This window comes from Draconibacterium sp. (assembly GCF_041583095.1).
GTDB lineage: Bacteria > Bacteroidota > Bacteroidia > Bacteroidales > Prolixibacteraceae > Draconibacterium.
Window position 1 is genome coordinate 1 of the sequence record NZ_JBFHGM010000018.1, and the last position, 26,183, is coordinate 26,183.

Genomic DNA, 26,183 nt, shown 5'->3' on the forward strand with positions numbered 1-26,183 from the left:
TCTTTGCTTCAAGTTGGAGCAAAGCGGAAATCCCGACATTTCGTCGGGGGCAAAGATGAAAGCCGCCGGCAGGCAGAAAGTTACAGTTCTTCTCTTGCTTCTATAAAATTTTTATTCCACCGGATTTTACGGGTGATCCCTAATTGGTCAATCCTTTTTATGGAGGTGGCTGCCGAAGGAAGCCGGAGGATGATTATAGCTGTACCTGTTTATATGAGCCTGGCTTAAAAAAAAAAGTCGCTCAGTAATTAATGAACGACTTTTGTTTATGAATGGTAATCAACTATGATTTACCTGATTTTTCGCCACCGCAGGTTTTGCTGCAGTCACTTTTCTTTTCAGCTGATTTCTCACCTGAGCAACCGTCAGCTTTTGCTTTCGCTTTTGCATCAGTTCCTGAACATCCGTCAGCTTTTGCTTCAGACTTTGTGGCTTTCTTGCTAGCTTCTTTTTCTTTCTCTACTTTCTCTGCGTTGTCTACAACCTGAACGATTTCATCGTTGGTAACAACTGTTGCTTCAGTCATTGCTAATGATACACCGTAAACTGCAACGAACGCTAATAGAAATAATACTTTCTTCATGATTCAAAATTTTAGTTATTAAAGTAATTTATTTGTCTCTATGTTTATTTAGACTCAATATTAATAACTAAAAAGATCAAAAGCAAGCAGAGAATGAGATAAATCAGTCTTTATTCTTCATGAGCTGAGTAAGTATCATGAATACAGGTAGTTAAGAGTATGTTAATGTGTTGTTAAAAATGTTAAGGTTTAGTTGCCCAGGCGGCAAACTGCTTCGGGAGTGATCAATTGATCAAACTCGTCGGCAGTTAAATGCCCTGATTTTAAGGCTGCTTCCTTAATGGATAAGCCGCTGTTTTTACTCAGTTTTATGATTTCGGAACAACGCTCGTAACCAATCGCAGGAACAATCGCGGTAATAACCGCGGTTGAGTTATTTACATGCGTCCGGCAAACCCCTTCATTGGCGGTTATACCTGAAACACATCTTTCGCTGAATAATTTACAGGCATTTTTAAGTAAATCAATCGACTCAAGAAAGGTGTGGGCAATAAGTGGCATAAACTGATTGAGTTCGAGATTTCCGGCGCTACATGCTTGTGCTATCACCTGATCATTGCCCATAACTTTTATGGCGGCCTGTGCCACAGCTTCCGGAATAACCGGATTTACTTTTCCCGGCATAATCGACGAACCCGCCTGAAGTTGCGGAAGATTAATTTCTCCCAGTCCGGCATGCGGACCACTCGACAGCAAACGAAGGTCGTTGCTGATCTTTAGTAAATTAACAGCACATGCTTTTAATATGCCTGACACTTCTACAAATACATCCGCGTTTTGTGTTCCGTCTATCAGATTTTCACTACGAGCCAGGCCAATGTTGGTGTTTTCGCGTAGTTTGTCGACAACCCTAAAAATAAACTGTTTTGGTGCACCAAGTCCGGTGCCGATAGCTGTTCCACCAAGATTTACCACGCGCAATCGTTCTTCGCATTTATATATGCGCCAGCGATCGCGATTCAAAGCTTCAGCATAGGCGCTCATTTCACGGCCTAACGTTGTGAGAACTGCATCTTGCAATTGTGTACGGCCAATTTTTACGATGTGCGCAAATTCCTTCTCTTTTTGCTGAAAAGCCTCCTGAAGTTTCAGCACATGTTGTTCCAGTTCGCGCAATAAACGTATGGCAGCAATTTTAAGTGCCGTAGGGTAGGTGTCGTTTGTACTTTGGTGCAGATTGATATCATCAAGCGGAGAAATGGTGGCATAATCGCCCAACTCTTTTCCAAGAATTTGCAGGGAACGGTTAGCCAGTACTTCATTTACATTCATATTGGTAGAAGTTCCTGCTCCGCCTTGCATGGCATCTACCAAAATGTGTTCATTCAGCAAACCCTGGCTCATTTCAAAAGCGGCCTTTTCAATGGCTTCAGCTTTTGTTTTATCTCCCCAAAATCCGAGTGTATTATTGGTTTGTGCGCAGGCCAGTTTTACCTCGCCGTAAGCTTTAATAAGCTCCGGATGAACACGCTGCCCCGAGATGGGGAAATTCTCTACCGCGCGAGCTGTATGAATGCCCCAAAGCGCAGCGGCAGGGATTTGTTTCTTTCCAATAAAGTCACTTTCTTCTCTTGTTTTGACCATGATTTGCTTGATTGAAGGATTACATGATTTTGTTATTGTGAACACGTTTAAATGTTAAACTCTTACTGCCAAAATTTATAAGAAGACCAATTTTCATATGGTAAGCCTCCAGATAATTCATTGCCTGAGCTAAATGCACCTCTTCAAGATTTATAACTGCTTTTAATTCTACCATGATTTTATTCTCAACAAAAAAATCTACCCTACGTTTGCCAATTTCTAAATCGCGGTAATATATCGACATTACTTTTTCTCTATGGTACTCAATTCCCTCGTGATCAAATTCAAGTGCCAATGCCCTTTGGTAGATTACTTCCTGAAAACCATTTCCCAAAGTTCGGTGTACCTGCATGGCGCACCCGATAATTCTGTGCGTTAATTCTTCAAATTCCATAATTGTATTTGCTGAGCCACAAGTTTACCCACTAAAATACAATTAATTAAGGAATCAGGTAATCAGGCAAATCCTGCGAATCACGGTGCGGCTGTTTTAACAATAAACATCATCGCGTCCGGCTGTTACGCGGTTTAAAAGTTTTTCAGCGCGTTGTTTTGCTATGCCGCTCATTCCTGCAATGGTTTCACGAATTAGCTGGTCGCCAATTTCACGGGTTTCCGGCGATGCATAATTCTGTAAATATTCTTTAAAAGAACTCAGACCATTTGGAGCACAGTGCAAACGAATGTCGCCCGGTTTTGCCAAATCCATAAAATCCTGACCTGTTCTACCCATACGATAACAGGCTGTGCAGAACGACGGAATGTAACCCATTGATGCCACATCGCGAATCACTTCATCCAGCGGACGGTGATCGCCAAGACTAAACTGGCCTGAGATTTCATTGGCTTCTTCATAACCTCCGGGATTGGTTTTACTTCCCGCTGAAATCTGGCTCACGCCCAATGCAAAAGTATCGCGGCGCATTTTGGCGGTTTCGCGTGTCGACATGATAATTCCGGTGTAAGGAACTGCCAATCGAAGAATGGCCACAATCTTACGGAAATCGATATCCGAAACCGGAAATGGCGGGTGCGATGCCATATCGCTGTTGGTTGCCGGTTCCATACGCGGAACACTGATGGTGTGCGGGCCAACACCAAATTTATCTTCCAGCTCAAAAATATGCTGCATCATTGCCATAATTTCAAAACGATAGTCAAACAGGCCAAACAGCACACCAATTCCTACATCATCGATACCGGCTTCCATGGCGCGGTGCAAAGCCCATACTCGCCAGTTGTAATCGCGTTTTTTACCGCCAACGTGTACTTTTTGGTAGGTTTCGCGGTGGTAGGTTTCCTGGAAGATCTGGTAGGTACCAATACCTTCTGCTTTTACCTGTTTGAATTCGTCAACGGTGAGCGGAGCCACATTTATATTCACCCGGCGAATTTCGCCATGTTCATTTTTAACACTGTAAACGCTTCTAATCGCTTCCAATACATAATCAAATCCTTTTTTCGGATAGGATTCGCCGGCCACAAGCAAGACTCTCTTATGTCCCTGGTTGATGAGCACTTCTGTTTCGCGGGCAATGTGTTCCTGCGAAAGTGCATGGCGGTCGATTTCTTTATTTGTTGCCCTGAAAGCGCAGTACAAACATTCGTTTGCGCATAAATTCGAAATGTAAAGTGGCGCAAACAATACCAGACGTTTGCCATAAATGGTTTCTTTAACGGTGTTGGCTGTATTAAAAAGGTCGGCCAGCATCTCCGGATCGCTGATCGAAGTTAAAATTGCTACATCGGCCAGGTTTAAACCTTTCATTTCGGCAGCTTTGGTCAACACTTCTTTAATTTGTGCGGGTTCGGGATTTTTGTTTTGCTCCAGTGTTTCCCAAACTTTTGTTTCGTTAATAAAATCGGCAGGTACGTTGTACATATTTCTTTATGAGTTAAAAGATCGGTTTTTATTCTTCTATTTTTTTGCAAGTCCTGATTTTACAGATACACCCGGAATGTTTCCCAGTTTTCCGGTTAATTGGCCCAGTTCATCGGTTGTGGCATCAATTACCAGTGTAATAACGGAATAGTTTTCTCTTGCATTGGGCAGGCCGGTGCGTGCCAGAATAAGTTCAGAATATTGACTAAGAACCTGGTTTACGCTTCCCGAAGACTTCTCGCGGTTTTCAATTATTATGCCCACAAAACCCAGTCGTTTCATTTTTAGTATTGAGATTTGAGTACTTAGTAATGAGAATACTGCATACTCAGTTAATCAATTAAATTCTGCGGGAAATAATGGAGATAAAGGAATTGAAAGACTTTTGCACCCGACGTTTAAGTCGGGATTTGGCTGTGGCCGATTTTCAATTCGCCCAGCAAAGCTGATCTCAACTTTGTCTTTTTGTTTTTGCCTTGTTCTCCCTAAAGTCAGCCGTGGCCTTCCCGCAGGATTGTAGCTACAAAAGTAAATTTAATTTCCATTGACTAACATGAGAAATGTTGTAATGTGCTAATGTTATGCAACGTTGTTCTAAAACATAACATACCGTTTCGTTCTTGAGCTTTATTGCACAGAAAAGCATATTTTTGTGGCTCAAAATAGTTGGTTTGGATAAACAGGAAATCATACAATTACTAAAAACCACAGGTGAAGAGCGCACCGCACTTTTAAAGCGGGCACAGGAGGTGAAGGTAAAAGAAACGGGGAATAAAGTCTATTTCCGTGGTTTGGTGGAGTTTTCGAATATTTGCGCCAAAGACTGTTTGTATTGCGGCATTCGTAAAGGAAACGACAAAGTTCTTCGCTACGACGTGAGCGATGAAGAGATTTTGGAATCGTGCCGTTTTGCCTGGGAAAATCGTTTTGCTTCGGTGGTGTTGCAATCGGGCGAATTATCGTCGCCGGCATTTATAAAACGGGTTGATGATTTGCTGAAAAAAATCAAGCAGATTTCGAACGGTGAGTTGGGAATTACCCTAAGTTGCGGAGAGCAAAGCATGGAAACCTATCGTCGCTGGTTCGAAAGCGGTGCACACCGTTATTTGTTGCGCATCGAATCATCGAACCGCGAACTTTACTACAAGATACATCCTGATAATGATACGCATTCGTTTGAACGGAGAATCGAAGCACTTGGTAGTTTAAAAACAACCGGCTATCAAGTTGGAACAGGAATAATGATCGGCCTGCCATTTCAAACCTACGAACACCTGGCCGATGATCTTTTGTTTTTCAAAAAACTCGATATTGATATGTGTGGAATGGGACCTTATCTCGAGCATGAGGACACGCCTTTATATCAATATCGTCACCTGCTAAAAACAAAGCAGGAACGTTTTGATCTGGCCCTGAATATGATTGCTGTTTTACGCTTGTTAATGCCCGATATTAATATTGCTGCTGCCACCGCGTTGCAGGCCATTGATCCGGCAGGACGTGAAAAAGCACTGGCCATTGGTGCCAATGTAATTATGCCGAATTTAACGCCAACGGCGTACCGCGAAGAATATCAACTTTACGAAAATAAACCCTGTTTGGATGAGGATGCTGAATTGTGCCGTAATTGTCTGGAGGCAAGAATTCATATGGCCGGTTCGGAAATTGGTTATGGCGAATGGGGTGACTCGAAACATTTTCAGAGCCGAAAGAAAATGGAACGCAGATAACACTGATTTAGCAGAATTTCGCTGAATTAAAATTATAAAAAAGGATCCGATCTCTCTGAGGGATCGGATCCTTTTTTTGCTGTGAAAATCAGAAGAATCTTTGTAATCAGCGTTCGTAATTTTTACGAGGTTGCATTTTCATTCAATTTCGCCTGCAACTTAATTAACTTGTTGTAGTGGTCGATGGCCACAAAATAATTCGGATCTTCCACTACATTTACATCGCAAATAGCTTCTGCTTTTTTCACCAGTTTAATACAATCGTGGCTTAGGTGGCGAAGGTGGATTGTTTTACCTGCTTTTTGATAACGCTCGGCCAGTTTATTAATGGCTTCAATTGCCGACTGATCGGCAATACGCGACTCTTTAAAATCAACGATAACCTCATTCGGATCGTTCTGCACATCAAACTTACTTTGGAAAAGTGCAGTGGATCCAAAAAACAGAGGGCCAAAAATTTCGTAGTGTTTAATGCCGTGCTCGTCAACACTTTTGCGGGCACGAATACGCTTGGCGTTTTCCCACGAAAATACCAGCGCCGAAACCACAACACCTGCCAGTACTGCAATGGCAAGATCGAAAACCACGGTAAGTCCGGTAACCAGAATGATTACGATAAGATCGGAAACCGGAATTTTATTGATGATGTTAAAAGTACTCCAGGCAAAGGTGCCAATTACCACCATAAACATCACACCAACCAGCGCTGCAATCGGAATCATTTCAATGTACGATGAGGCGAACAAAATAAAAACCAGCAACATTACAGCTGCAACAATACCCGATAAACGGCCACGTCCACCCGATTTTATATTGATGATACTTTGCCCGATCATGGCACAACCGCCCATTCCTCCAAAAAATCCGTTAACAATGTTGGCCAATCCCTGTGCCGCAGCTTCGCGGTTTCCGCTACCACGTGTTTCGGTTAGCTCGTCAACCAGGTTCAGTGTCATTAAAGATTCTATCAGTCCAACTGCTGCAAGTATCAGTGCAAATGGGAAGATCAATTTTAAGGTCTCAAGATTGAATGGAATAACAGGTACATCAAACGTAGGCAGGCCGGCTTTAATACTGTCGCCGCCACCACTTTGAATAAAACTCCGTACTGTTTCCGTTTCAATATTACCGAAAATTACAATGGCAGTAACCACCAAAATTCCGACTAACGCCGCAGGAATTGCCTTACTTAGTTTTGGGAGAAGAACCATTATCGCCATGGTTAGGCCAACCAGCCCAAGCATGGTGTACAAAGGCGTTCCGCTTAACCATTCGCCACCGGCTTTAAACATATTCAGCTGCGACAGGAAAATGACAATGGCCAATCCGTTTACAAAGCCCATCATTACCGAGTGAGGCACCAGTCGAATAAACTTTCCGAGTTTGAAAAAGCCAAAAAGTGCCTGTATCGTTCCGGCCAGAATTAATGTGGCAAACAGGTATTGCAAACCTTGTCCGTCACCCATGGCGTTACCCTGTTGTACCAGGCTAACCATTACAACGGCCATCGCTCCTGTTGCTCCCGATATCATTCCGGGGCGGCCTCCAAATATGGAAGTGATCAGTCCCATCATAAACGCACCGTACAATCCAACAATTGGCGACACGCCTGCCACAAAACTAAAAGCCACCGCCTCGGGTACCAGTGCCAGTGCAACGGTTAATCCCGAAAGGATATCGTCTTTTATGCTTCCCTGCTTCTTATCTATAAATTTAAATTCAAACTTCATTCTTTCTACTTGTTTTCTGGTGTGGAAAAACCCGGAAGGTGGGAGACCCCAGCACTATGGCTGGTTGGAGAAGATGGTTTTGTATTCTCCAGAAGTCTCGTTCCGGGGGATTATCAATAAAAATTCAAAAAGACTATTCGTTTAATTGTTCGTGCAATTAAAGGGCGCGAAAATAGAGCAAATTTTTAGAAAATATGTTGTAGAGCATATGTGACGAGGGATTGTTAATGTAGGGGTAAAGTGATGAAAAGGGTGAACGCTGATAACACGGCTTGGACAGATTTTCGCTGATTTGCCACAAAACCTTTAGGAAACGCATCGGCCGGATCAGAAAAGCATTTGTACCGGCCGGAAAAGAAATTGTACTGCCTGAAAATGCCAAAAACCATCCGGAAGTGCGATTGTACCATCAGGAAATGCAAGAACCCGATCAGAAATGTAATTGTACCGTTTGAAAATGTAATTGTACCGTCTGAAAATGTAATTGTACGGGCTGGAAACTTGAAAACCCGATCAGAGGAGCAATTGTACCGGCTGTAAATCAGAAAAAACATCCGGGAATGCCACACTATGGCGTAAAATGCCATGTCCGCCTCGTTTTTTCCGTTTCCGTGCGGTTTGTTTCAAGACCTTCAAGGTTTTTAAAACCTTGAAGATCTACATTCAAAACATTGTAAAAGAATTGTCTTATTCTATCACCGATATTTTTACAACCCAGGCTAAATCGCAAGGCAGGTTTTTCCGAATGCCGGAAGGGATGGTAACTTGTACCCCATCGTTGGTGTTTTGCCACTTTAGGTTGCCTTTGGCACCCAGCAGCGTAAGTTTGGCATTTTTAGCCGCTTTTATTCCTTTTACCGTAAATGTCTCAGGAAGACCGCTACCGTCTTCTTCTTCAAGATATAGCGCATAAACTGCTTTTGTATCTTTTTGCTGACTCAGACAAATATTGTCGGTTTTATATGGCGGAATGGCGCGTGTTGAGTAGATGGCTTCTCCGTTTACGTCAATCCAGTTGCCCATGGCAGCCAGTAATTCGTAAGCTCCTTCGGGCCATCTCCCATCGGTGCCGGGAGCAATATTGTACAACAGGTTTCCGCCTTTTGCCACAATATCAATCAACATATGAATGGCTTGTTTTGGTGTCATGAATGTTGCATCCGGCACCCACGACCAGCCGCCACCGGCAATAATACAGCTTTCCCATGGGTAAGGAAGTTGCGTCTCCGGTACCTTATTTTCCGGTGTCAGGTAGTTTTGGTTCGGTCCTTTCACCGCACGGTCAACTACAATTAATCCGGGTTGTTTTTCGCGGGCTTTGGCAGCAAGCTCATCCATTTTTATATCCTGATCGATTACGCGGTTTTTAATAAAACCTCCCGGGGCTTCGGCATGGCGACCCTCATAATATTCTTCCAAAGCCTCATCCGATTGTTTGCAAACCCAGCCGCCATCGAGCCACAGGATGTCGATTTTTCCGTAATCGCTCATTAGCTCCATAATCTGGTTGTGCGTGAAATCCACAAACTTGTTCCATTTTTCAGGATAAAGTCGTGGATCGTAATTTACGTTTCTATCCAGCGGCGGGAATTTAGGATCCCAATAGAAGGGGCTGTTCCAGTCGGGTTTCGAGAAATAGGCACCTGCCCACAATCCTTCGTTGCGGAAAGCATCAAAAATTTCTTTGGTAACATTTGCCTTTGGATTCGAGCTAAACGGAGACTCGGGACTGGTAATTTTATAATCGGTGTATTTCGAGTCGAACATACAAAAACCGTCGTGGTGTTTTGTGGTAAAAACCACGTATTTCATTCCGGCATCGGCAGCTGCTTTTGCCCAGTCATCCGGATTAAAACCGGTTGGGTTAAACGACAATTTCAGGTTTTCATATTCCTTTTTGTAGGTGAAATAATCGTTGGGATTACTTCCTTTTTTGCGTTCGCACCACCCGTAATCCTCGGGGCAAATCGACCACGATTCCACAATTCCCCACTGACTGTAGGCTCCCCAGTGCATCAGTAATCCAAATTTCAAATCCTGCCATTCTTCCAGTTTATCCAGCACTGCCTGATCGGTTGGCCACTCGTAGCCGGTAATTTCATGTTCCAACTGGGCATTTACCATGAATGCCAGAAACACCGGAAGTAGTACCAGTAATTTTTTCATAGTTCGATTATTTAGGTTTTGTTTGAATAAATTTCTATAATGTCAGGTCGCCAACAATTTTACGGCCGTGTAATTCAGTTGTGCCCGTAAGCTGCTGAATTTCGTTAACGTTTTCATTAGTTACTTTTCCGGCAACCAGAATGGTAATTCTTCCTTCTGCTTCGGCAATCATTTTGCGGATTACCTCCTGTCCATCAAACGCTGTGGCTTTGCCGCCCGAGCTAAGAATGCGTTTAATATTGGGGATGGTTTTTAAAACGCGTACGCCTTCTACCGGATCGTCCATTTCGTCGATTGCTTTATGAAAAGTAACTTCCAGCGGTTGTGCATATTCAACCAGCATTTTAGTGTGTTCCACATCAATTTGATTCTCCTTCGTTAACAAGCCTAACACGATGCCCGCAGCGCCTGCTTCTTTGGCGTAATTAATGGCCACTTTCATTTGTACCAGTTCAACATCCGAATAAACAAAATCGCCGGCACGTGGTCGTGCCATAACCATTACCGGAATCTTTAGGGCAGCCACGGTTCTTTTCATCAAACCAAAAGTTGGAGTGAGTCCGTCATGGGCCAAATCTGCACATAACTCAATTCGATTGGCGCCTTTCTCTTCAGCAAGCAAGGCTTCTTTTAACGATTCAACACATGCTTCTTTTATCATTCTCTGGTTTTTTCGTATAATGGCATCAAAGATAAATATTACGACAATGATTTATAAAAACAGAGATGGTTTTTTAAATAATTTAAAAAGTAATTGAAAAATGGATAAGCCACTTATATTTTGTTATTTTGTGGCTAAAACTAGGGAATTTTGAAAACCAATTTAGTTACAATACTAGGCCCAACGGCAACCGGAAAAACCGGATTGGCTGCACATTTGGCCGCACAGTTAAACGGAGAAGTTATATCGGCCGACTCACGACAGGTATATCGTGGAATGGATCTTGGCACCGGAAAAGATTACGAAGATTATTTTGTTGATGGCGTGGAAGTGCCGTCGCATTTGGTTGACATTGAAGATGCCGGTGCGCATTACAACGTTTATCGTTTTCAGACCGATTTTATTAAGGTTTTCAACGAGATACAATCGCGCGGAAAATTTCCGGTGTTGTGCGGTGGCAGTGGTTTATACTTGGAGGCGGTTTTACGAAACTACCGGTTAATTGAAGTTCCGCCGAATAAAGAATTGCGAAAAGAACTGGAAGGAAAATCCCTGGAAGAACTCACCAAAATTCTGAAAGATTTAAAGCCTGAATTGCACAATGAAACCGATGTGGAAACCGACAGACGTGCGATTCGTGCCATTGAAATAGAACATTATTATCGTGAACACCCGCAGGAAGATTCGGAAATGCCCGAAATAAACAGCCTGAATGTTGGGATTGATTTCGACCGGCAAATGCGCCGACAGCGAATTACCACCCGCTTAAGACAACGACTTGATGAAGGAATGCTGGACGAGGTGCAGAAATTGCTCGGTTCAGGTTTAACACCGGAGCAACTGATCTATTATGGGCTTGAATATAAATTTCTGACCCTACATTTAATAGGAGAGTTGAGTTTTGATGAGATGTTCAGCAAGTTGGAGATAGCCATTCATCAGTTTGCCAAGCGCCAGATGACGTGGTTCAGAGGAATGGAAAAGCGGGGAACAAAAATTCACTGGATAAACGGGCACTTGCCAATGGATGAAAAAGTTGGTGAAATTTTGAAACTGTTAGAAAAACCTTCGTAAAAAGGAAAAGATAACGATCAATAATCATTTAAACCGAATTGTCATGGCTGAATCAAATTGCGCAGATTGTACACTTCGTGCCAAGTACGATGAAAAACCAAAATCTTTTGCCGGCCGCTTTTGGCGTTGGCACATTAACTGGTGCCCGGGCTGGAAAGGGTATATGAAATCGTTGGATGAAACTGAACGTGCTGAAATAAAACAGCAATACCGACTAAAATAGAGTACTATTCTGGCAGTATTTTTCTCATACTGAACGCTGTAGTTACTTGTCCTGGATACATTATGTTTTATGTGTATCAGTTGTAGTGTTTTTTTTACTTTTTAAAAAGCATACCTTTGTATTCCACTAACTATCATTAACTAAATGTATCCGAATCAAAAAGAAGATGCAAAACTTTGGAAGGAGTTTCTTGATGGAAATCAAGGAGCACTCTCCAAAATATATCTCACCAATGTAAATGACCTGTATGTATTTGGTTGCAAATTTAGTGTCGACAAGTCTTTGATCAAGGATTGTATACAGGATCTTTTTGTAACGCTCATTCAAACCCGGACAAAACTTAGTCCAACCGACAATGTAAGAGCATATTTGTTTACTTCCCTGAAGCGAAAAATTGTGCGTGAGACAATTCGTTCAAGTAAATTTGAACAAGTGATGGAACGTGGGGACTATCGTTTTGAAGTAGGTTTTGAAAAGCTGGATACGCAAGCATTCGAGAATGATAATTACTCCAAAAAAACGCTTGCTGTCCGATCTGCAGTCGAATCGCTTACAAGCAGGCAAAAGGAGGCACTATATCTTCGTTTTTATTTTGGCTTAAGCCATAAAGAAATTGCTGAGGTGCTCCATCTGGAGGAGCAATCATCCAGATCGTTAATAAGCAGGGCCGTTAAAAAGGTTAGGAATGTAATACATAGTGATAAAAAGCGGATTTCGAACTTCTTATTTTTTCTATTCCCCCGGTTGGCTTGGTGATCTGCATTAACATGTTGTTCAACATGTTATTTTTTTAAAAAGAAGTATCAACACATTGGCAGGTGCTGTCTTATAATGATAGTTGAGGCCACTGATATTTGGCGCTTTTCAACTTTAAGAAGCAAAATTGTTAAGGCCTTTGTTGTACGTTAAAGTGTTGATGCAGTAATGAATAAATACAAATTATATAGTTCTACTGATTTTTTAAACGACGACTCGTTTATTCAATGGTTATTGAAATCAGATTCTGATGCTGAACTTTATTGGGACACTTTCATTGAGGAACATCCCGAAAAAAAGGAAGAGATAGATGAAGCAGTTGAAATTTTCGATCATTTTAGGTTTTCACATGAAGAGTTAAGTCTTGATGAAGTCTTTTCGATATGGAACAATGTAAAACATCAGTCAGTTAATAAAAGAACCAGCCTGTTAACGATTCTTAAATATGCGGCAGTTTTCTTACTTGTTTTTACAACCGGGGCCCTGAGTTACTATTTTTATAACGAGGCTGACAAAGAAACAGAATTTACAATTGCAGAAACTGAGCCGCTAAACTTTGATGAAGCCCAAATCATTCTATCCGACGGAAAATCAATTCCATTAAATTCGAAAGATTCCGAGATAAAATATGATGCAACGGGAAACAAGATAATTATCGATAATGATACTATTCAGCAATCAAAAGAAACAAATGAGCCGGTTACAAACCGGGTTATCATACCATACGGAAAAAGTTCGCAGGTAACCCTAAGTGATGGAACACGTGTTTGGCTGAACGCAGGTAGTCAATTATTATATCCCTCGGTATTTGATAAAAAGCAACGTGAAGTATTGCTAATTGGCGAAGCCTATTTTGAGGTTGAACATAACGAACATGTACCATTTGTTGTTCGCACCGAACATGCCGATGTTGAGGTACTGGGAACAAGTTTTGATGTGTTGGCTTATCCTGATGACCACATGTTTCAAACCGTGCTGGTTACAGGAAGTGTAAGTATCGAATCGAAAAAATCAGGCTTATTATCAGGAAAAAATAAGATGGTTCTGGTTCCAAATCAAATGTTCTATCTCGATAAAGAAAGTGGCGTTAACTACATAAATAATATTGAGGTAGACAGTTACACTTCATGGAAAGAAGGGATGTTCAACTGCAATAAGCAAGATCTTAGCCGCGTAGTTCGAAGACTTGAAAGATATTACAACAAACAAATTCATATAAAAGATCCCCTGCTTGGTACATATAAAATTTCAGGAAAGCTCGACCTGAAGAGTGATATTTCAGAAGTATTGGATGTGCTTCAGGCTTTTGTACCGATCGATTGGGGAAAACAACAAAATGGAGATTATTTTATCGTAAAACCAAATTAAACTTCTTGCCTATGTAAAAACCAAGTCAATACTATCTAACTAAAAAAATGAACCGGAAGGTGTTCGTACCACCTGCCGGTTCAATGAGAATAATTAATTAACATCTTTAATTAAACGCTTTAAATTTATGAATAAAATTTGTAAGAATGGCATTGCCGTGCAATCTCGGCTTGTCAAAAAAACATTCCTTATCATGAGGCTAACTATTATCCTGCTACTAACTTCTATGTTTGCCGTTAGTGCAAACACTTATTCGCAAACAGCACGATTTTCAATGCATCTGAATGATGTTACACTTAAACAAGTGTTTCACGAAATTGAAAAATCGAGTGAATTTATTATTGTCTATTCCGACGATATTGTAAATCCAAACCAACGGGTTGATGTGAAAGTTAACGATGTTGCTGTTGAAAGTGTGTTGGACAAGGCACTGGAAGAAACTAATCTTACTTACACTATTAGCGACAGGCAAATTGCCATTGCGCGTGAAACAGAAGTAATTGACGCTTTGTCGGTACAGCAAAACAGAACTGTTTCGGGTGTTGTTAATGATGCCGGAGGCCAACCAATTCCAGGTGTATCAGTGGTTGTAAAAGGAACGACCATCGGAACGGTAACAAATTTCGATGGAAATTTTGAACTTGATATTCCTGTTGATGCAGAAATACTTTCATTTTCTTTTGTGGGATTTCAGACACAAGAGGTGCTAATCGGTACCCAGTCGTTGTTTAATATTGCTCTACAGGAAGACGTAATGGAACTCGATGAAGTAGTGGCCATTGGTTATGGTGTGCAACGCAAAAGCGACCTTACCGGAGCTACCAACCGCTTAACCGAAGATGATATGAATAAGAGTGTGGCTACCAACCCGGTTGAAATGATGCAGGGAAGAGTTTCGGGTGTAAATATTACTCAAAACAGTGGTGAGCCCGGAACAGGCATGTCAGTACGTATTCGTGGATCGAACTCAATACGTTCGGGTCAGGAGCCATTGTATGTAGTTGATGGAATTCCATTGGATAACGCCGATATAACACCAACCGGAGGAAGTGCAGCCGGTTATGGAAGTGGCTCAAGTAAAAACCCGCTTAGCTTTTTAAATCCTGAAGATATTGAATCCATTGATATTCTTAAAGATGCCTCTTCAACGGCAATTTACGGAGCACGCGGTGCCAATGGTGTAGTAATTATTACCACTAAAAAAGGAACAAAAGGAGAAGGTACATTATCATATGATGGATACATGGGAGTTTCTCAAATTCGTGAAAAACTTGATATGCTCTCGGCAAGTGAGTTCCGCTCGTATACAAAAGCCGATGGAACTAAATTGTTAGACCTTGGAGCAAGCACCGACTGGCAGGATGAGATATACAGAACAGGGATAACTCAAAGTCATAACCTATCGTTTGGTGGAGGTACCGATAAATTTACTTACCAGGCATCTCTTGGTTATCTCGACCAGGAAGGTATTGTTGATAAAACCGGACAGGAGAAAATAAACGGAAAAATTAAAGTTTCGCAGGACCTTTTTGAAGGGAAACTGAAAATTGGGGGAACATTGATCGCATCGCATATTATCGATTCAAGGTCGCCCATTACCGAACAGGATGGATCGGGTTATGAAGGAGATTTGATTTTGTCGGCTCTGAAACTGAATCCTACTTACCCCGTTTTTAACAGCGACGGAAGTTATTATCAGCATGCACACGATCAGCGAAATCCAAGAGCAATGCTTGATTTGGTTGATGATGAGACATTAACTGACCGTATTATCTTTAACGGATCGGCCGAATATGAGATCATTAAAAATCTGAAATACAAACTAAATATAGGTTTAGACCGGACAGTTGCTGAACGTCGTGTAAATCAGGATCAGGAATTAAGTTATCTGGTTAACAAAGGAGAGGCGAATATTAATACTGTTGCTGCAAATAACAAATTAATTGAGAACTATCTAACCTATGAAACAACCTTAAACGAAGATCATCGTTTCAATTTCCTTGCCGGACATGCTTATCAATTTATTAAATTCACCACAACCGAAATGAATGTGAATGGTTTTGAGGTGGATGATATAAAATATACCGATAACCTTCAATATGGAAATTTCTCGTCGGCAATTGTTAATTCGTCGGCTTATGAGCGCGAGTTACAATCGTTCTTCGGCAGGATAAATTACAGCTACAAAGATAAATACCTGTTAACGTTTACCGGCCGGATGGATGGTTCTTCAAAATTCGGAGAAAACAAAAAGTACGGATTTTTCCCGTCGGCAGCTTTTGCTTGGCGTGTTTCGGAAGAGGATTTTATGCAAAGCATGGAGTCGCTTAGTAACCTGAAGTTTCGTTTGGGATGGGGAATGACAGGAAACCAGGAAATTCCAGATAAAATATCGTTACTGGCTGTTGGAACAACTCCTTCGGCAAATGGATATTTTAACGGCACTTTAAGCCCGGGTATAACCTTCTTACGTACTCCGAATCCTGATATTCAGTGGGAAACAACGCTCCAAACAAATATTGGAATCGACTTTGGATTCTTCGACAATCGATTAAATGGAACAATTGATGTGTTCAGCAAATCAACCAAAGATGTACTTCTGGAGATACCTGCAAAAGCACCGGCAGCCACACAAACACAATGGCAAAATGTTCCTGATCTTCGAATTGTAAATAACGGATTTGAATTAGGTTTGAATGGGTTGATTGTAGATAAAAATGATTTTTCGTGGGAACTTGGTGGAAACTTCGCTTACATCAAAAACGAAGTAAAAGATTTGCCGGTTCAGTTAATCGAAACAGGAAACGCAAGTGGACAGGGATTATCTGGTACGCGAGTACAAATTATTACCAATGGAGAACCAGTGGGTACATTTTACGGAATGGTTTACCAGGGATTGGACTCCAACGGTTTAAGTATTTATAAAACCGACAATGAAGGCGTTGCAGTAAAAGAATATTTGGGTTCTGCCTTGCCAGATTTCACGTATAGTCTTTCTACGAGCATCGATTTCAAACGATTTGATTTTAGCATGTTCTGGTACGGATCTGTTGGTAATAAAGTATATAATAATACGGCCAATGCACTATTCCTGAAGGGACCACTTGATAAAGGCTTTAACGTAACCAAAGAAGTATACGAATCAAATGAAAGCCCCGATAACTCAAATGCTTTCTCATCACGTTTTATTGAAGATGCTTCATTTATGCGTTTGTCAAACCTTACTGTAGGATATACTTTCGACACCAAATCGATCGATTGGTTAAGTAATGCACGCGTTTATGTAACTGGAAATAATATATTGGTAATTACCGATTATACCGGCTACGACCCTGAAATTAATACTGTTGCAGACGAAAACGGTGTGCCTTCAATGGGAATTGATTATACATCGTATCCGAAACCGCGAACATTTACATTTGGTGTAAACCTTCAGTTTTAGTAACACTTTAAAGACGATTAATTATGAAAAAGTATAAGATAATATTGTTGATAACCATAATCGGAATGTTTTTTACACTAGGATGTACCGATTTGGAAGAAAACGTACTTGATGAACAGCTTGGAGCAGATCTTGTAAATAATCCTGATAATATAGAGTCGCTGATTAATCCACCGTACGGAAGTTTAAGACGAACGATTGAGTGGTATGACTACTGGGCTTTGCAGGAAGTTACAACCGATGAGGTTATCATTCCGACACGTGGAACCGACTGGTACGATAATGGTGCCTGGATGGAATTGCACCTTCACACGTGGACGTCGGATCATATCCGTCTCAAAAATGTTTGGGATGCTCTAAATCAAGGCGTTTCAAGAGCGAATACAGCGATATATTACATTGCTCAATTTGAACAAACATCAACTTCAGAACAATACATTTACGAAGCACGTTTTCTGAAGGCTTATTTTATGTATTTAATCAATGATCTTTTTGGTCAGGTGCCGTTTCGCGAGGCAGATGATCTGGATTTTTCGGTTTCACCTGAAGTTTTGGACCAGAAAGCAGCAGCGGATTGGATTATTGATGAGGTAAAAGCTGTTCTTCCTAACTTAAAAACTAAAGCCGAAGTTGGATCTGAGCGCGTTACTCAGGAAGCCGCAAAAGCCTTACTCGCAAAATTATATTTGAACTACGAGGTTTACGGGGGAGAAACAAAATGGACAGAAGCCATTGATTATTGCAACCAGCTGATAAACTCCGGAACATTTACCGTGGCTGATGATTACTGGAGTATGTTTCAGAAAGATGTAGCGGAACATCCGGAATTTATTTTCCGGATTCCTATGGACGATAATGTTGACATGGGAAGTGGCAGTGTTTGGGTAAACTTTACGCTGCACTATAGTCAGCTGTTCGGAAATTATACAAGTACCTGGAACGGGCCGTCTACCACCTCAACTTTTTTTAATACATGGGATAAGGAAGCTGATGCCCGGTATTACGACGATAGAATTAAAAGTGAAACCGGTTTTAATCAGGGGTTCCTGGTTGGTCAACAGTACGGTGTGGACGGAACTGCGTTGAAGCAACGTAATGGCGATCCATTAATATTTGTTCCCGAGATCAATCTTGCCAGCTCTCCTGAGAATTCCGGTGTTCGTGTAATCAAGTTTGCCCCAAATCCTGACACTGAGCGACAGTTTTCATCGCCAAATGATGTGCCAATTATGCGTATTTCTGATATCTATTTAATTCGGGCCGAGGCCTATTTACGCAGTGGCGACGAAACAAAGGCTTTGGAAGATATTAACTATATCCGCTCGAAAAGGAGTGCTGAGGGAAGTACCTTACCTGCTCTGACAAGTTTAACACTGGACGATGTGCTGAATGAACGTGGTTACGAGTTGTATTGGGAAGGATTACGCCGTCAGGACCTTGTACGCTTTGGTAAATTTACCGAATCATATCAGGAAAAACCTGCCACCGATGCTACCAAAGCATTATTCCCGCTGCCAACTTCAGCATTAGATGTAAATGAGAATCTGGTACAAAATCCGGGTTACTAGTTTAAGTTAGATAAGTTTAATTGAAAAACCATTACCGGTACGCCGGTAATGGTTTACTGAATTAGAATTTGAAAAGTATTGTTCTATACAGAATCTTTGCTTATCGATTTGTGAAGCATTACTAAAAAACATTGATAAGTGCGGAAGCTAACTTAACATCCGCGTGACTTTTTAATCAACCAACTAAATACTATAGAACAGGATTTATTCATCACTTTTAGCTCTTCTTAAGTGGAGTATTAACATCGGATAGGTTATTCCATGTGGGAACTGCTAATGAAAAATACTATTCCGGAGAGGCCGGAATTGGTTTTACGAATAATAGCCACCGGCAAAAGGTCGGTGGCTTTTGTTTTAAGTATCTCGCTCAAATAGATGTACCTACTTTATTTAGCTCATAACTTCTTCAATCCTTTTAATTCCGACTTGTCAGAAACCGGAATAATACTGATTGCATAACCACCGCCGGGAGCACATTGTTGTTTTAATTCCGATTGACTTGTGACCACATATTTTTTGATCTCGTAAGCTTGTGGATTGGTTTTCCAGTCGGCATCTTTGGCATCGGCATAAACCGTTGCAATGTACTTCTGATCCGGATTCAGGAAATCAAAACTGATTTCTGAAGTGCGCACTTCTTCGTCGTTTGTACGACCGATAAACCAGGTATCGCTGCCTTTTTCTTTCCGGGCGTAAGTAATATAATCTCCCGGTTCTGCCTCCAATACCAACGATTTGTCCCAATCAAGTGCTACATCTTTTATGAATTGGAAAGCATCCATGTATTTCTCATAAGTCGTTGGCAAATCGGCAGCCATTTGCAGCGGACTGTACATGGTTACATACAATGCCAGCTGGCGCGCAATGGTTGTACGAACCTGCGAATTATTGTCAGGATTGTAAGCGCTAACATGCGTTTCGAAAATACCCGGTGTATAATCCATTGGCCCGCCAATTAATCGGGTAAACGGAAGGATAGTGGTATGATCGACATTGTTTCCGCCAAAAGCTTCGTACTCGGTTCCGCGAGCCGATTCGTTGCCGATCAGGTTCGGATAAGTTCTGCATAATCCGGTTGGACGAACCGCTTCGTGAGCATTCACCATTATTTTGTAGTCAGCTGCTTTTTTTATAGCATACAAGTAGTGGTTTACCATCCTTTGTCCGTAATGGTATTCACCACGTGGAATAATGTTGCCCACATAACCACTTTTTACCGAGTTGTAGTTGTTATCGGCCATAAACTGGTAAGCCGTATCCAAATGACGCTCGTAGTTGCGCACGGATCCCGATGTTTCGTGGTGCATCATCAAGTGTACATTTTTGCTTTTGGCATAGTCGCGCAGTTCGGCAACATCAAAATCAGGGTAGGGCGTTACAAAGTCAAAAACATAGTCTTTCGATTTGTTGAACCAGTCTTCCCAGCCTTCGTTCCAGCCTTCCACCAAAACAGCATCAAAACCATTTTCTGCTGCAAAATCAATGTATTTTTTTACCTCTTCGGTATTGGCAGCATGAATTCCGTTTGGAGTTGTTTTTGAATAATCGGTTTCGCCCAGTTTTACACTTGGCAGGTTGGTATAAGCCCACGAGCTTTTTCCGGTGATCATTTCCCACCACACGCCAATATATTTCACCGGTTTAATCCAGTCGGTGTTTTCGTAAGCACAAGGTTCGTTTAAATTAAGCGTGATGTTTGAAAGCAGAATGTCGCCCGCCTTTTTACCGGCAATTATCGTGCGCCACGGAGTTGTGCAAGGTGCTTGCATGTAGGCCATGTTTCCTTGTGCATCGGGAGTTAAAACCGATTTGAAAATCATGTTTGTATCGTCAAGTTCAAGGTGCATACACGAATAATCTTTTAATGCTGCTTCGTGGAGGTTGATGTAATAACCATCGTTGGTTTTCATCATTAAAGCCGTTTGTACAGCTGTTGCCGAGATTGGCGTTTGCGATGTATTTGGCGTGATTGCTTTATCCATCAAACCGCGAATTCCCGACAATTTCGATTTGGTGTAATCGTATTCCTGGGTGTCGTAATCGCCCGGAATCCAGAAAGCAGTGTGATCACCGTCCATGGCAAATTCTGTACGCTCGTCTTTTACCACAAAATAAATCAGGTTGTCTTGTTCCGGAAATTCATAACGAAAACCCAGTCCGTCGTTAAAAACGCGGAAACGAATGATCATTTTTCTGTTGGTAGCCGACTGGTTTAAAGTTACTGCCAGTTCGTTGTAATGGTTACGAATTTTGCTTTGTTCGCCCCAAACCGGTGTCCATGTTTCGTCGAAAGTAGAGGTTTGACTGTCGGCAAGTGTAAATCCGCTTAACAGCGGTTCGGCATCTTTTAACTCAAGTCCGAGTTTACTCGATTTGATAATGGTTTTGTCGTCCAGTTGAAGTTGATAAACCGGCGTTCCATCCGATAAATCGAAGGTAAGTTTTATTTTTCCGTTTGGTGAAGTAATTTCTTCAGCCTGGCTAAAGAATGTGCCAACGGCAAGCACAAAAATCAAAAGTAATCTCTTCATTTTCTTTTAAGTATTGCAGCCTTAATAAATCTTTAATTATTGGCTTTTGTTAGTATAAATAATTCAAAATAAACTTCTCAAAATCAATGCAAACGTTTGAAATTGCCTGATTTTTTTTTTGATCATTTCGTCTTACTTATTCCTAAAAGAAAAAGAGACTGTGATTATATAAATGAACTGTTTTTTCAGAAGGCCTGATTCCGCGGGCTCCAGACCAGTCGGGCGCGAATCAGATCGGCTTCATCGTTTTCGCGGACAACACTACAAATATGATTATTTTTATCCAGTATTTGTTTCTTAATTCCCAGGCTGTCGTTTTGTATGCCTTCTTTAACAAAATTCACTTCAAATTCGATGAGTTCATTCTGATTGTGGAAATCAAAATCATAACTGTCGATAATACGTTCAAGGTAACGTCCGCTGTTAAAATGCTGGTTAACGTCGATCTCGTTGAACAGCACCGGTGTAAAAACCACTTCATCGTTGGATTTAACCGGCTTAACTTTTCCTGCATTCATTTCCAAAACCCGTTCGTCTTGTATCGGAATGGAGCCGAGTTCCAGTTTTACAATACGTTTGGTTTCCTGATTAAGAACCAGCCAGCTGGTGGTAGCTTTAATTATACTCTCGCCGTTGGCATCGATAAAATGAATATCGCGAAGTGCCAGCAGACCATCAATTCCGGCAGGCCAGGTTTCCACCGTAAATTTTTCTCCCCATTCGGGGCGACGTTTTATTTTAACCAGCAATCGGGATAACACCCAAAACTGTTTATCCTTTTGAAGATTGTCAAATCCGAAACCTAATTTTTCAGCATGTTCCCAGGCAATGTCCTGAATTTGCCAAAAAAGGAATGAAGTAGAAAGTTGACCAAAACGGCTGACGAAATATGATTTTGTAGTTAATTCCTGTTTGTGTTTCATGCTAAAATGATTAGACGTCTGAAGTGTGAAATTGCAAGTCGTCTTTCTGTTCGTGCTTCCGACTTGGTTCTTTTTGTAAACTTTTTCGCAAATTTATTGTTCGGTTTTTGAAAATCAACAACAAATGTTCAATTTTGCGGCAAAATATAACGATTTATGGGAAAAATTATAATAAAAACTCCGGAGCAGATCGAGGGCATCAGGCAAAGTGCAAAACTGGCGGCAAAAGCTCTTGATTTCGCTGAGCAGTTTGTAAAAGAAGGAGTTAATACAGAATATATCGACGATAAAGTGGAGGAATTTATTCGTTCCCATGGTGCAATTCCTGCAACCAAGGGATATAATGGTTATCCTAAATCGAGTTGTATTTCGTTAAATAACGTGATTTGCCATGGTATTCCTTCAAAACAAACCGTTTTAAAAGAAGGAGATATTTTGAATATAGATGTCACCACCATTTTAAATGGCTACTATGGCGACACATCGCGCATGTTTACGGTTGGAGATGTTAGTAAGGAAGCTGAAGATTTGATTGACATAACCGGTCACTGTCTCGATCTTGGAATTGAGCAGGTAAAACCGGGCAACCGTTTTGGGAATATAGGATTTGTAATTCAGCGTTATGCAAAAGCGCAAGGCTACAGCGTAGTATACGAGTTTTGCGGACATGGTGTTGGTGTTGATTTTCATGAAGAACCGCAGGTAGATCATGCCTCACGAAGAAATACTGGACCGGAAATGAAACCCGGAATGATATTTACCATCGAGCCTATGATAAACCAGGGAAAACCAAAAGCGGTAATTGACAAAAACGATGGCTGGACAGCGCGGACAATCGATAACAAATTGTCGGCACAATTCGAGCACACCATTTTGGTAACACCAACCGGCTGCGAAGTTTTGACAGATATTCACAATGATTATCCGATAACTTAGATTTATAAGTATAAAACATTGTCATTTCGACGAGCGCCGAAACTTCGGGGGAGGAGAAATCTGTAACACATAAAAGCTAAAGATTTCTCACTGCGTTCGAAATGACACCATAACTTGTAGAAATAAAAAACCGCTGCTCTAATTAAAGAGTAGCGGTTTTTTCATTCAAATGAGTTATTCGTAATTAGATGTTCCAGGTTTTTGTGTCTGTCATCCAGGCTTCCAGTTCCAAAGCGCCTTCTGTTTCTTCTTCAATGTCTACTGTTTGAACTCCGAAGTAATCGGTGTTTTGCATCCAGTCTTCCACTTCAAGAGCTTCTTCGCTTTCTACTTCGAAATATGATGCCATTCCATCAAATAAGCTTTCATTGGTCATCCAGTTTTCAACTTCTAGTGCTTCCTCAACTTCTGTTTCTACATTTACAGTTGTAAAGAAGTTGTTTTCTGCAATCATCCAGTTTTCTACATCCAATGCTTCTTCTGCTTCAACTGCTGCATACTTTGCATAGGCACTCATATCTGTTGTTGATGATGCATCTGCTGATGCTGAGCTAGCTTCAGTGTTATCTGTCATTGCCATGGCTATTTGGCTGAAGCTGTTGTTTTCCATTACGGTTCTCCAAAAATCCTGTGCATTTACTGTAATGCTGATCAAAACCAAACTAATAATAACCGCCAGTGATTTTGTGATTGCTTTCTGAACATTGTTTCTTGTTTTCATGACTTTTCCTCCTGCTTTCGTTTTTGTTTTCTTGTTTTGTTGCTTCGACTTTTTTGTTTCTTGTTTTCTTGTTTTCGATATTAAGACGACCAAAAATTTAATTCGTTACAAAAATTTAGAACTTTTTTTAAAAATGTACTGGTTTAAAACCTGAACTTTGTATTGCAAATATAAGTACAAAAAATGGTACTATGCAAAACAAAGTAGTATATTTTTTATAAAATATTGAATGAGAAAGTTTTAAATAACAGAAATATAGTAAGTTAGGATTGTTTATGTTGTTTTGAAAAATCGAACAATAAGTTAAATAGTACGAATAAAGAAGGGTGTTTATTTGAGCGTACACTTTGATTTCTTTGGAAAAAATTTTTTCATCGATTAACTTTTTTTACTGCAACATCGAAAACTTGTATCTTTGTCAACATAAAAAATGATTGTTTATGTCGTTAGTAATTGAAGAAAAAGATCTGGAAAAATTTATAATGGTAGGCGACCGTGTTTTGGTTAAACCAAAAAATCCATCGGGAAAAACCAAGTCGGGCTTGTATTTGCCGCCATCGGTTCAGGAGAACGAAAAAGTGCAAAGCGGGTATATCGTAAAAGTTGGACCGGGTTACCCGATTCCGGCAGTGAGCGATGAAGACGAAGCGTGGAAAGAAAAAAAGGAAGAGGTAAAATATGTTCCGCTGCAAACACACATTGGCGACCTGGCCATTTATTTAAATAAGAGCGGACACGAAATTGAGTTTAACAATGAGAAGTACATTATTTTGCCACATTCGGCAATTTTGATGATCATCAGGGATGAGAATTTATTTGAGTAACAAAGTATAAAGGAATAATAGCTGAGCCGTTTCAGAAATATCTGAGACGGCTTTTTTTTCTGAAAGTCCCCATCTTTTTATGTGTATTGCCGTTTGAGTTTCGTTCGGGAGAACCATCTGGCTTCGATCTGCTTTCTTCGCCGGACGATTTCCCTTTGGTCATTTCATCCCGGCGCTACGCACCGGGTTATTCACATTCGACGCTTCCAGCGTCATAAAAACGTGCAATTGCGACATTGCAGCTCAATAAACTCGTCTTAACTTTGTAATTCAGTTCAATATCCCGAAGGGATAAAATCTGACTAACCTCGGGTGAAACCCGGGGTTGGCGTGCGGTAAATTGAAGGCGCAATCAGTAAGCTGTTCAACGCACAATTGTTGTGTGCGCCTTGTAATCCGGCCATTTATATGAAATGCTGTTAACAGACTTTACTTTCATTCCTGTTGGTGATACCCGGGAATCGTAAATGTTTTATATCAGAACTTCCAGCGTTTTTTTGTAGCCCAGGTCGAATAACTCATCGGCGTGTTTTCGCTGAAACACATCGTATTCGTCAATTCCTTTGGGTTCAATATAAACGTCAACCTGTTTCTTTATTTCTTCTAGTTTTTGATTCACGCTCATATAAACCGTTCGTGTGGCAATTTGTATGAGGTTTTTCATTTTGGCTTTCGGGTTGATGGGGCTGATGTTTGACGCAATTATACGTTGGCATTCTTTTCGGATTGGTGCAACGGGGATGTTATCCATTAAACCACCATCAACATATAAATACCGGCCCAGCTCAACCGGTGCAAAAATAACCGGAATAGATGCCGAGGCCAGCACCGTGTCTCCAAGGCTGCCGGTGTTTCGGTATTCAACAGTCCCTTTATTCAGGTTCGAAACACATACATAAAACGGTATTTTAAGGTCTTCGATGTTTTTTACGGCTATTTCCTTTTCCAGAATTTCCTTTAAGCCATCCAGCTTAAGCAAGCCGTCAACCGGGAAATGAATTTTTGTATATTGAAAAAACCAACCACGTTTAAAATTATCCCGAACTTCTTCGGGCGATTTTCCGGCGGCTATAAAAGCACCAACAATTGCACCGGCGCTAACTCCTGAAATTACATCTGGCTGAATACCCAGTTTCTGAAGCGCCGCAATAACGCCAAGATGGGCAAAACCACGCGTTCCGCCACCACTTAAAACCAGACCGTTTTCATATTTCTTTGTCATACCTTTCAAAGGTAGAAAATCAATTGAAATGGTTTCAACCTGAGTTCAATTTTAAACTATTTTCACAGAGAGTCATAATTGCTTTAGATTTGTATTTTAAATTCTGTAGTAATAGCGGGTTATTTCAAAGAATTTAAAATGCGAAGATGAAGTGAGAAGGACTTTTCTTTCAGATTTTGCTCTTTTTGCCATAAACTTCCTCCAATTTTCTTGTATTATCCCAATAGTACTGCAAAAACCGGAGAAAGTTTGAGTCTAA

The 26,183-nt window shown here is 41.0% G+C and carries 22 protein-coding genes; 10 read left to right on the forward strand and 12 right to left on the reverse strand.

Annotation, left to right across the window (positions count from 1 at the left end):
* Positions 1 to 228, forward strand: a 228-nt coding sequence (locus ABZB17_RS03070; protein WP_372648048.1) for a hypothetical protein, incomplete at its 5' end; no start/stop codon positions are given.
* 55 nt (positions 229 to 283) lie between these two features.
* Here the strand turns inward: ABZB17_RS03070 and ABZB17_RS03075 are convergent.
* The 5 genes from ABZB17_RS03075 to ABZB17_RS03095 form a co-directional block, all read right to left on the reverse strand.
* Positions 284 to 583: a hypothetical protein gene (locus ABZB17_RS03075; protein ID WP_372648049.1), complete on the reverse strand. Its 300-nt coding sequence runs from the start codon at positions 581 to 583 to the stop codon at positions 284 to 286.
* Positions 584 to 772: 189 nt separating this feature from the next.
* The gene (locus tag ABZB17_RS03080) at positions 773 to 2,167 is read right to left on the reverse strand and encodes an aspartate ammonia-lyase (protein ID WP_372648050.1); all 1,395 of its coding nucleotides are present in this window, start codon (positions 2,165 to 2,167) and stop codon (positions 773 to 775) included.
* 19 nt (positions 2,168 to 2,186) lie between these two features.
* Positions 2,187 to 2,561 carry a GxxExxY protein gene (locus ABZB17_RS03085; protein WP_372648051.1) on the reverse strand — a complete coding sequence of 125 codons (375 nt, stop codon included), beginning with the start codon at positions 2,559 to 2,561 and terminating at the stop codon, positions 2,187 to 2,189.
* A 96-nt stretch (positions 2,562 to 2,657) separates the two neighbouring features.
* Complete coding sequence (hydG, locus tag ABZB17_RS03090) at positions 2,658 to 4,049, reverse strand: [FeFe] hydrogenase H-cluster radical SAM maturase HydG (RefSeq protein WP_372648052.1); 1,392 nt, start codon at positions 4,047 to 4,049, stop codon at positions 2,658 to 2,660.
* Positions 4,050 to 4,085: 36 nt separating this feature from the next.
* The gene (locus ABZB17_RS03095; RefSeq protein ID WP_045026309.1) at positions 4,086 to 4,331 is read right to left on the reverse strand and encodes a TM1266 family iron-only hydrogenase system putative regulator; all 246 of its coding nucleotides are present in this window, start codon (positions 4,329 to 4,331) and stop codon (positions 4,086 to 4,088) included.
* Positions 4,332 to 4,699: 368 nt separating this feature from the next.
* On the opposite strand from ABZB17_RS03095, the gene hydE reads away from it, so the two are divergent.
* The gene (gene hydE, locus ABZB17_RS03100) at positions 4,700 to 5,779 is read left to right on the forward strand and encodes a [FeFe] hydrogenase H-cluster radical SAM maturase HydE (RefSeq protein ID WP_372648053.1); all 1,080 of its coding nucleotides are present in this window, start codon (positions 4,700 to 4,702) and stop codon (positions 5,777 to 5,779) included.
* Between the two features lie 122 nt (positions 5,780 to 5,901).
* On the opposite strand, the gene ABZB17_RS03105 is transcribed toward hydE, so the two are convergent.
* The 3 genes from ABZB17_RS03105 to ABZB17_RS03115 all read right to left on the reverse strand — a co-directional run bounded on the left by ABZB17_RS03105 (position 5,902) and on the right by ABZB17_RS03115 (position 10,336).
* Positions 5,902 to 7,509, reverse strand: a complete 1,608-nt coding sequence (locus ABZB17_RS03105) for a SulP family inorganic anion transporter (protein ID WP_372648054.1) — start codon at positions 7,507 to 7,509, stop codon at positions 5,902 to 5,904.
* 687 nt (positions 7,510 to 8,196) lie between these two features.
* Positions 8,197 to 9,675 (reverse strand): alpha-L-fucosidase, encoded by a 1,479-nt coding sequence (locus ABZB17_RS03110; protein WP_372648055.1) that lies wholly within the window; start codon positions 9,673 to 9,675, stop codon positions 8,197 to 8,199.
* A gap of 34 nt (positions 9,676 to 9,709) precedes the next feature.
* Positions 9,710 to 10,336 (reverse strand): copper homeostasis protein CutC, encoded by a 627-nt coding sequence (locus ABZB17_RS03115; protein ID WP_372648056.1) that lies wholly within the window; start codon positions 10,334 to 10,336, stop codon positions 9,710 to 9,712.
* A gap of 150 nt (positions 10,337 to 10,486) precedes the next feature.
* Between ABZB17_RS03115 and miaA the strand changes: the two genes are divergently transcribed.
* The 6 genes from miaA to ABZB17_RS03145 all read left to right on the forward strand — a co-directional run bounded on the left by miaA (position 10,487) and on the right by ABZB17_RS03145 (position 18,767).
* Complete coding sequence (miaA, locus tag ABZB17_RS03120; protein ID WP_372648057.1) at positions 10,487 to 11,410, forward strand: tRNA (adenosine(37)-N6)-dimethylallyltransferase MiaA; 924 nt, start codon at positions 10,487 to 10,489, stop codon at positions 11,408 to 11,410.
* A 43-nt stretch (positions 11,411 to 11,453) separates the two neighbouring features.
* Positions 11,454 to 11,633 carry a hypothetical protein gene (locus ABZB17_RS03125; RefSeq protein ID WP_372648058.1) on the forward strand — a complete coding sequence of 60 codons (180 nt, stop codon included), beginning with the start codon at positions 11,454 to 11,456 and terminating at the stop codon, positions 11,631 to 11,633.
* Positions 11,634 to 11,777: 144 nt separating this feature from the next.
* Entirely contained in the window at positions 11,778 to 12,389 is a 612-nt protein-coding gene (locus ABZB17_RS03130) for an RNA polymerase sigma factor (RefSeq protein ID WP_372648059.1), read from the forward strand.
* 168 nt (positions 12,390 to 12,557) lie between these two features.
* Positions 12,558 to 13,757: a FecR family protein gene (locus tag ABZB17_RS03135; protein WP_372648060.1), complete on the forward strand. Its 1,200-nt coding sequence runs from the start codon at positions 12,558 to 12,560 to the stop codon at positions 13,755 to 13,757.
* Positions 13,758 to 13,950: 193 nt separating this feature from the next.
* Positions 13,951 to 17,199, forward strand: coding sequence for a TonB-dependent receptor (locus ABZB17_RS03140; protein ID WP_372648061.1), 3,249 nt, complete (start codon positions 13,951 to 13,953; stop codon positions 17,197 to 17,199).
* 23 nt (positions 17,200 to 17,222) lie between these two features.
* On the forward strand, positions 17,223 to 18,767 hold the full coding sequence (locus tag ABZB17_RS03145) for a RagB/SusD family nutrient uptake outer membrane protein (RefSeq protein ID WP_372648062.1): 1,545 nt from the start codon (positions 17,223 to 17,225) through the stop codon (positions 18,765 to 18,767).
* Between the two features lie 395 nt (positions 18,768 to 19,162).
* Here the strand turns inward: ABZB17_RS03145 and ABZB17_RS03150 are convergent, their stop codons facing one another.
* Positions 19,163 to 21,298 (reverse strand): glycoside hydrolase family 97 protein, encoded by a 2,136-nt coding sequence (locus tag ABZB17_RS03150; RefSeq protein ID WP_372648063.1) that lies wholly within the window; start codon positions 21,296 to 21,298, stop codon positions 19,163 to 19,165.
* A 185-nt stretch (positions 21,299 to 21,483) separates the two neighbouring features.
* Positions 21,484 to 22,221, reverse strand: coding sequence for an acyl-[acyl-carrier-protein] thioesterase (locus ABZB17_RS03155; protein ID WP_372648064.1), 738 nt, complete (start codon positions 22,219 to 22,221; stop codon positions 21,484 to 21,486).
* Positions 22,222 to 22,377: 156 nt separating this feature from the next.
* On the opposite strand from ABZB17_RS03155, the gene map reads away from it, so the two are divergent.
* Positions 22,378 to 23,157, forward strand: a complete 780-nt coding sequence (gene map, locus ABZB17_RS03160) for a type I methionyl aminopeptidase (RefSeq protein WP_372648065.1) — start codon at positions 22,378 to 22,380, stop codon at positions 23,155 to 23,157.
* A gap of 184 nt (positions 23,158 to 23,341) precedes the next feature.
* Here map and ABZB17_RS03165 read toward each other — a convergent pair whose 3' ends face one another.
* Positions 23,342 to 23,878, reverse strand: a complete 537-nt coding sequence (locus tag ABZB17_RS03165) for a hypothetical protein (RefSeq protein WP_372648066.1) — start codon at positions 23,876 to 23,878, stop codon at positions 23,342 to 23,344.
* A gap of 440 nt (positions 23,879 to 24,318) precedes the next feature.
* On the opposite strand from ABZB17_RS03165, the gene ABZB17_RS03170 reads away from it, so the two are divergent.
* Positions 24,319 to 24,702, forward strand: coding sequence for a co-chaperone GroES (locus ABZB17_RS03170; protein WP_372648067.1), 384 nt, complete (start codon positions 24,319 to 24,321; stop codon positions 24,700 to 24,702).
* A gap of 472 nt (positions 24,703 to 25,174) precedes the next feature.
* Here the strand turns inward: ABZB17_RS03170 and ABZB17_RS03175 are convergent, their stop codons facing one another.
* Positions 25,175 to 25,924 (reverse strand): patatin-like phospholipase family protein, encoded by a 750-nt coding sequence (locus ABZB17_RS03175; protein WP_372648068.1) that lies wholly within the window; start codon positions 25,922 to 25,924, stop codon positions 25,175 to 25,177.
* Positions 25,925 to 26,183 lie beyond the last annotated feature (259 nt).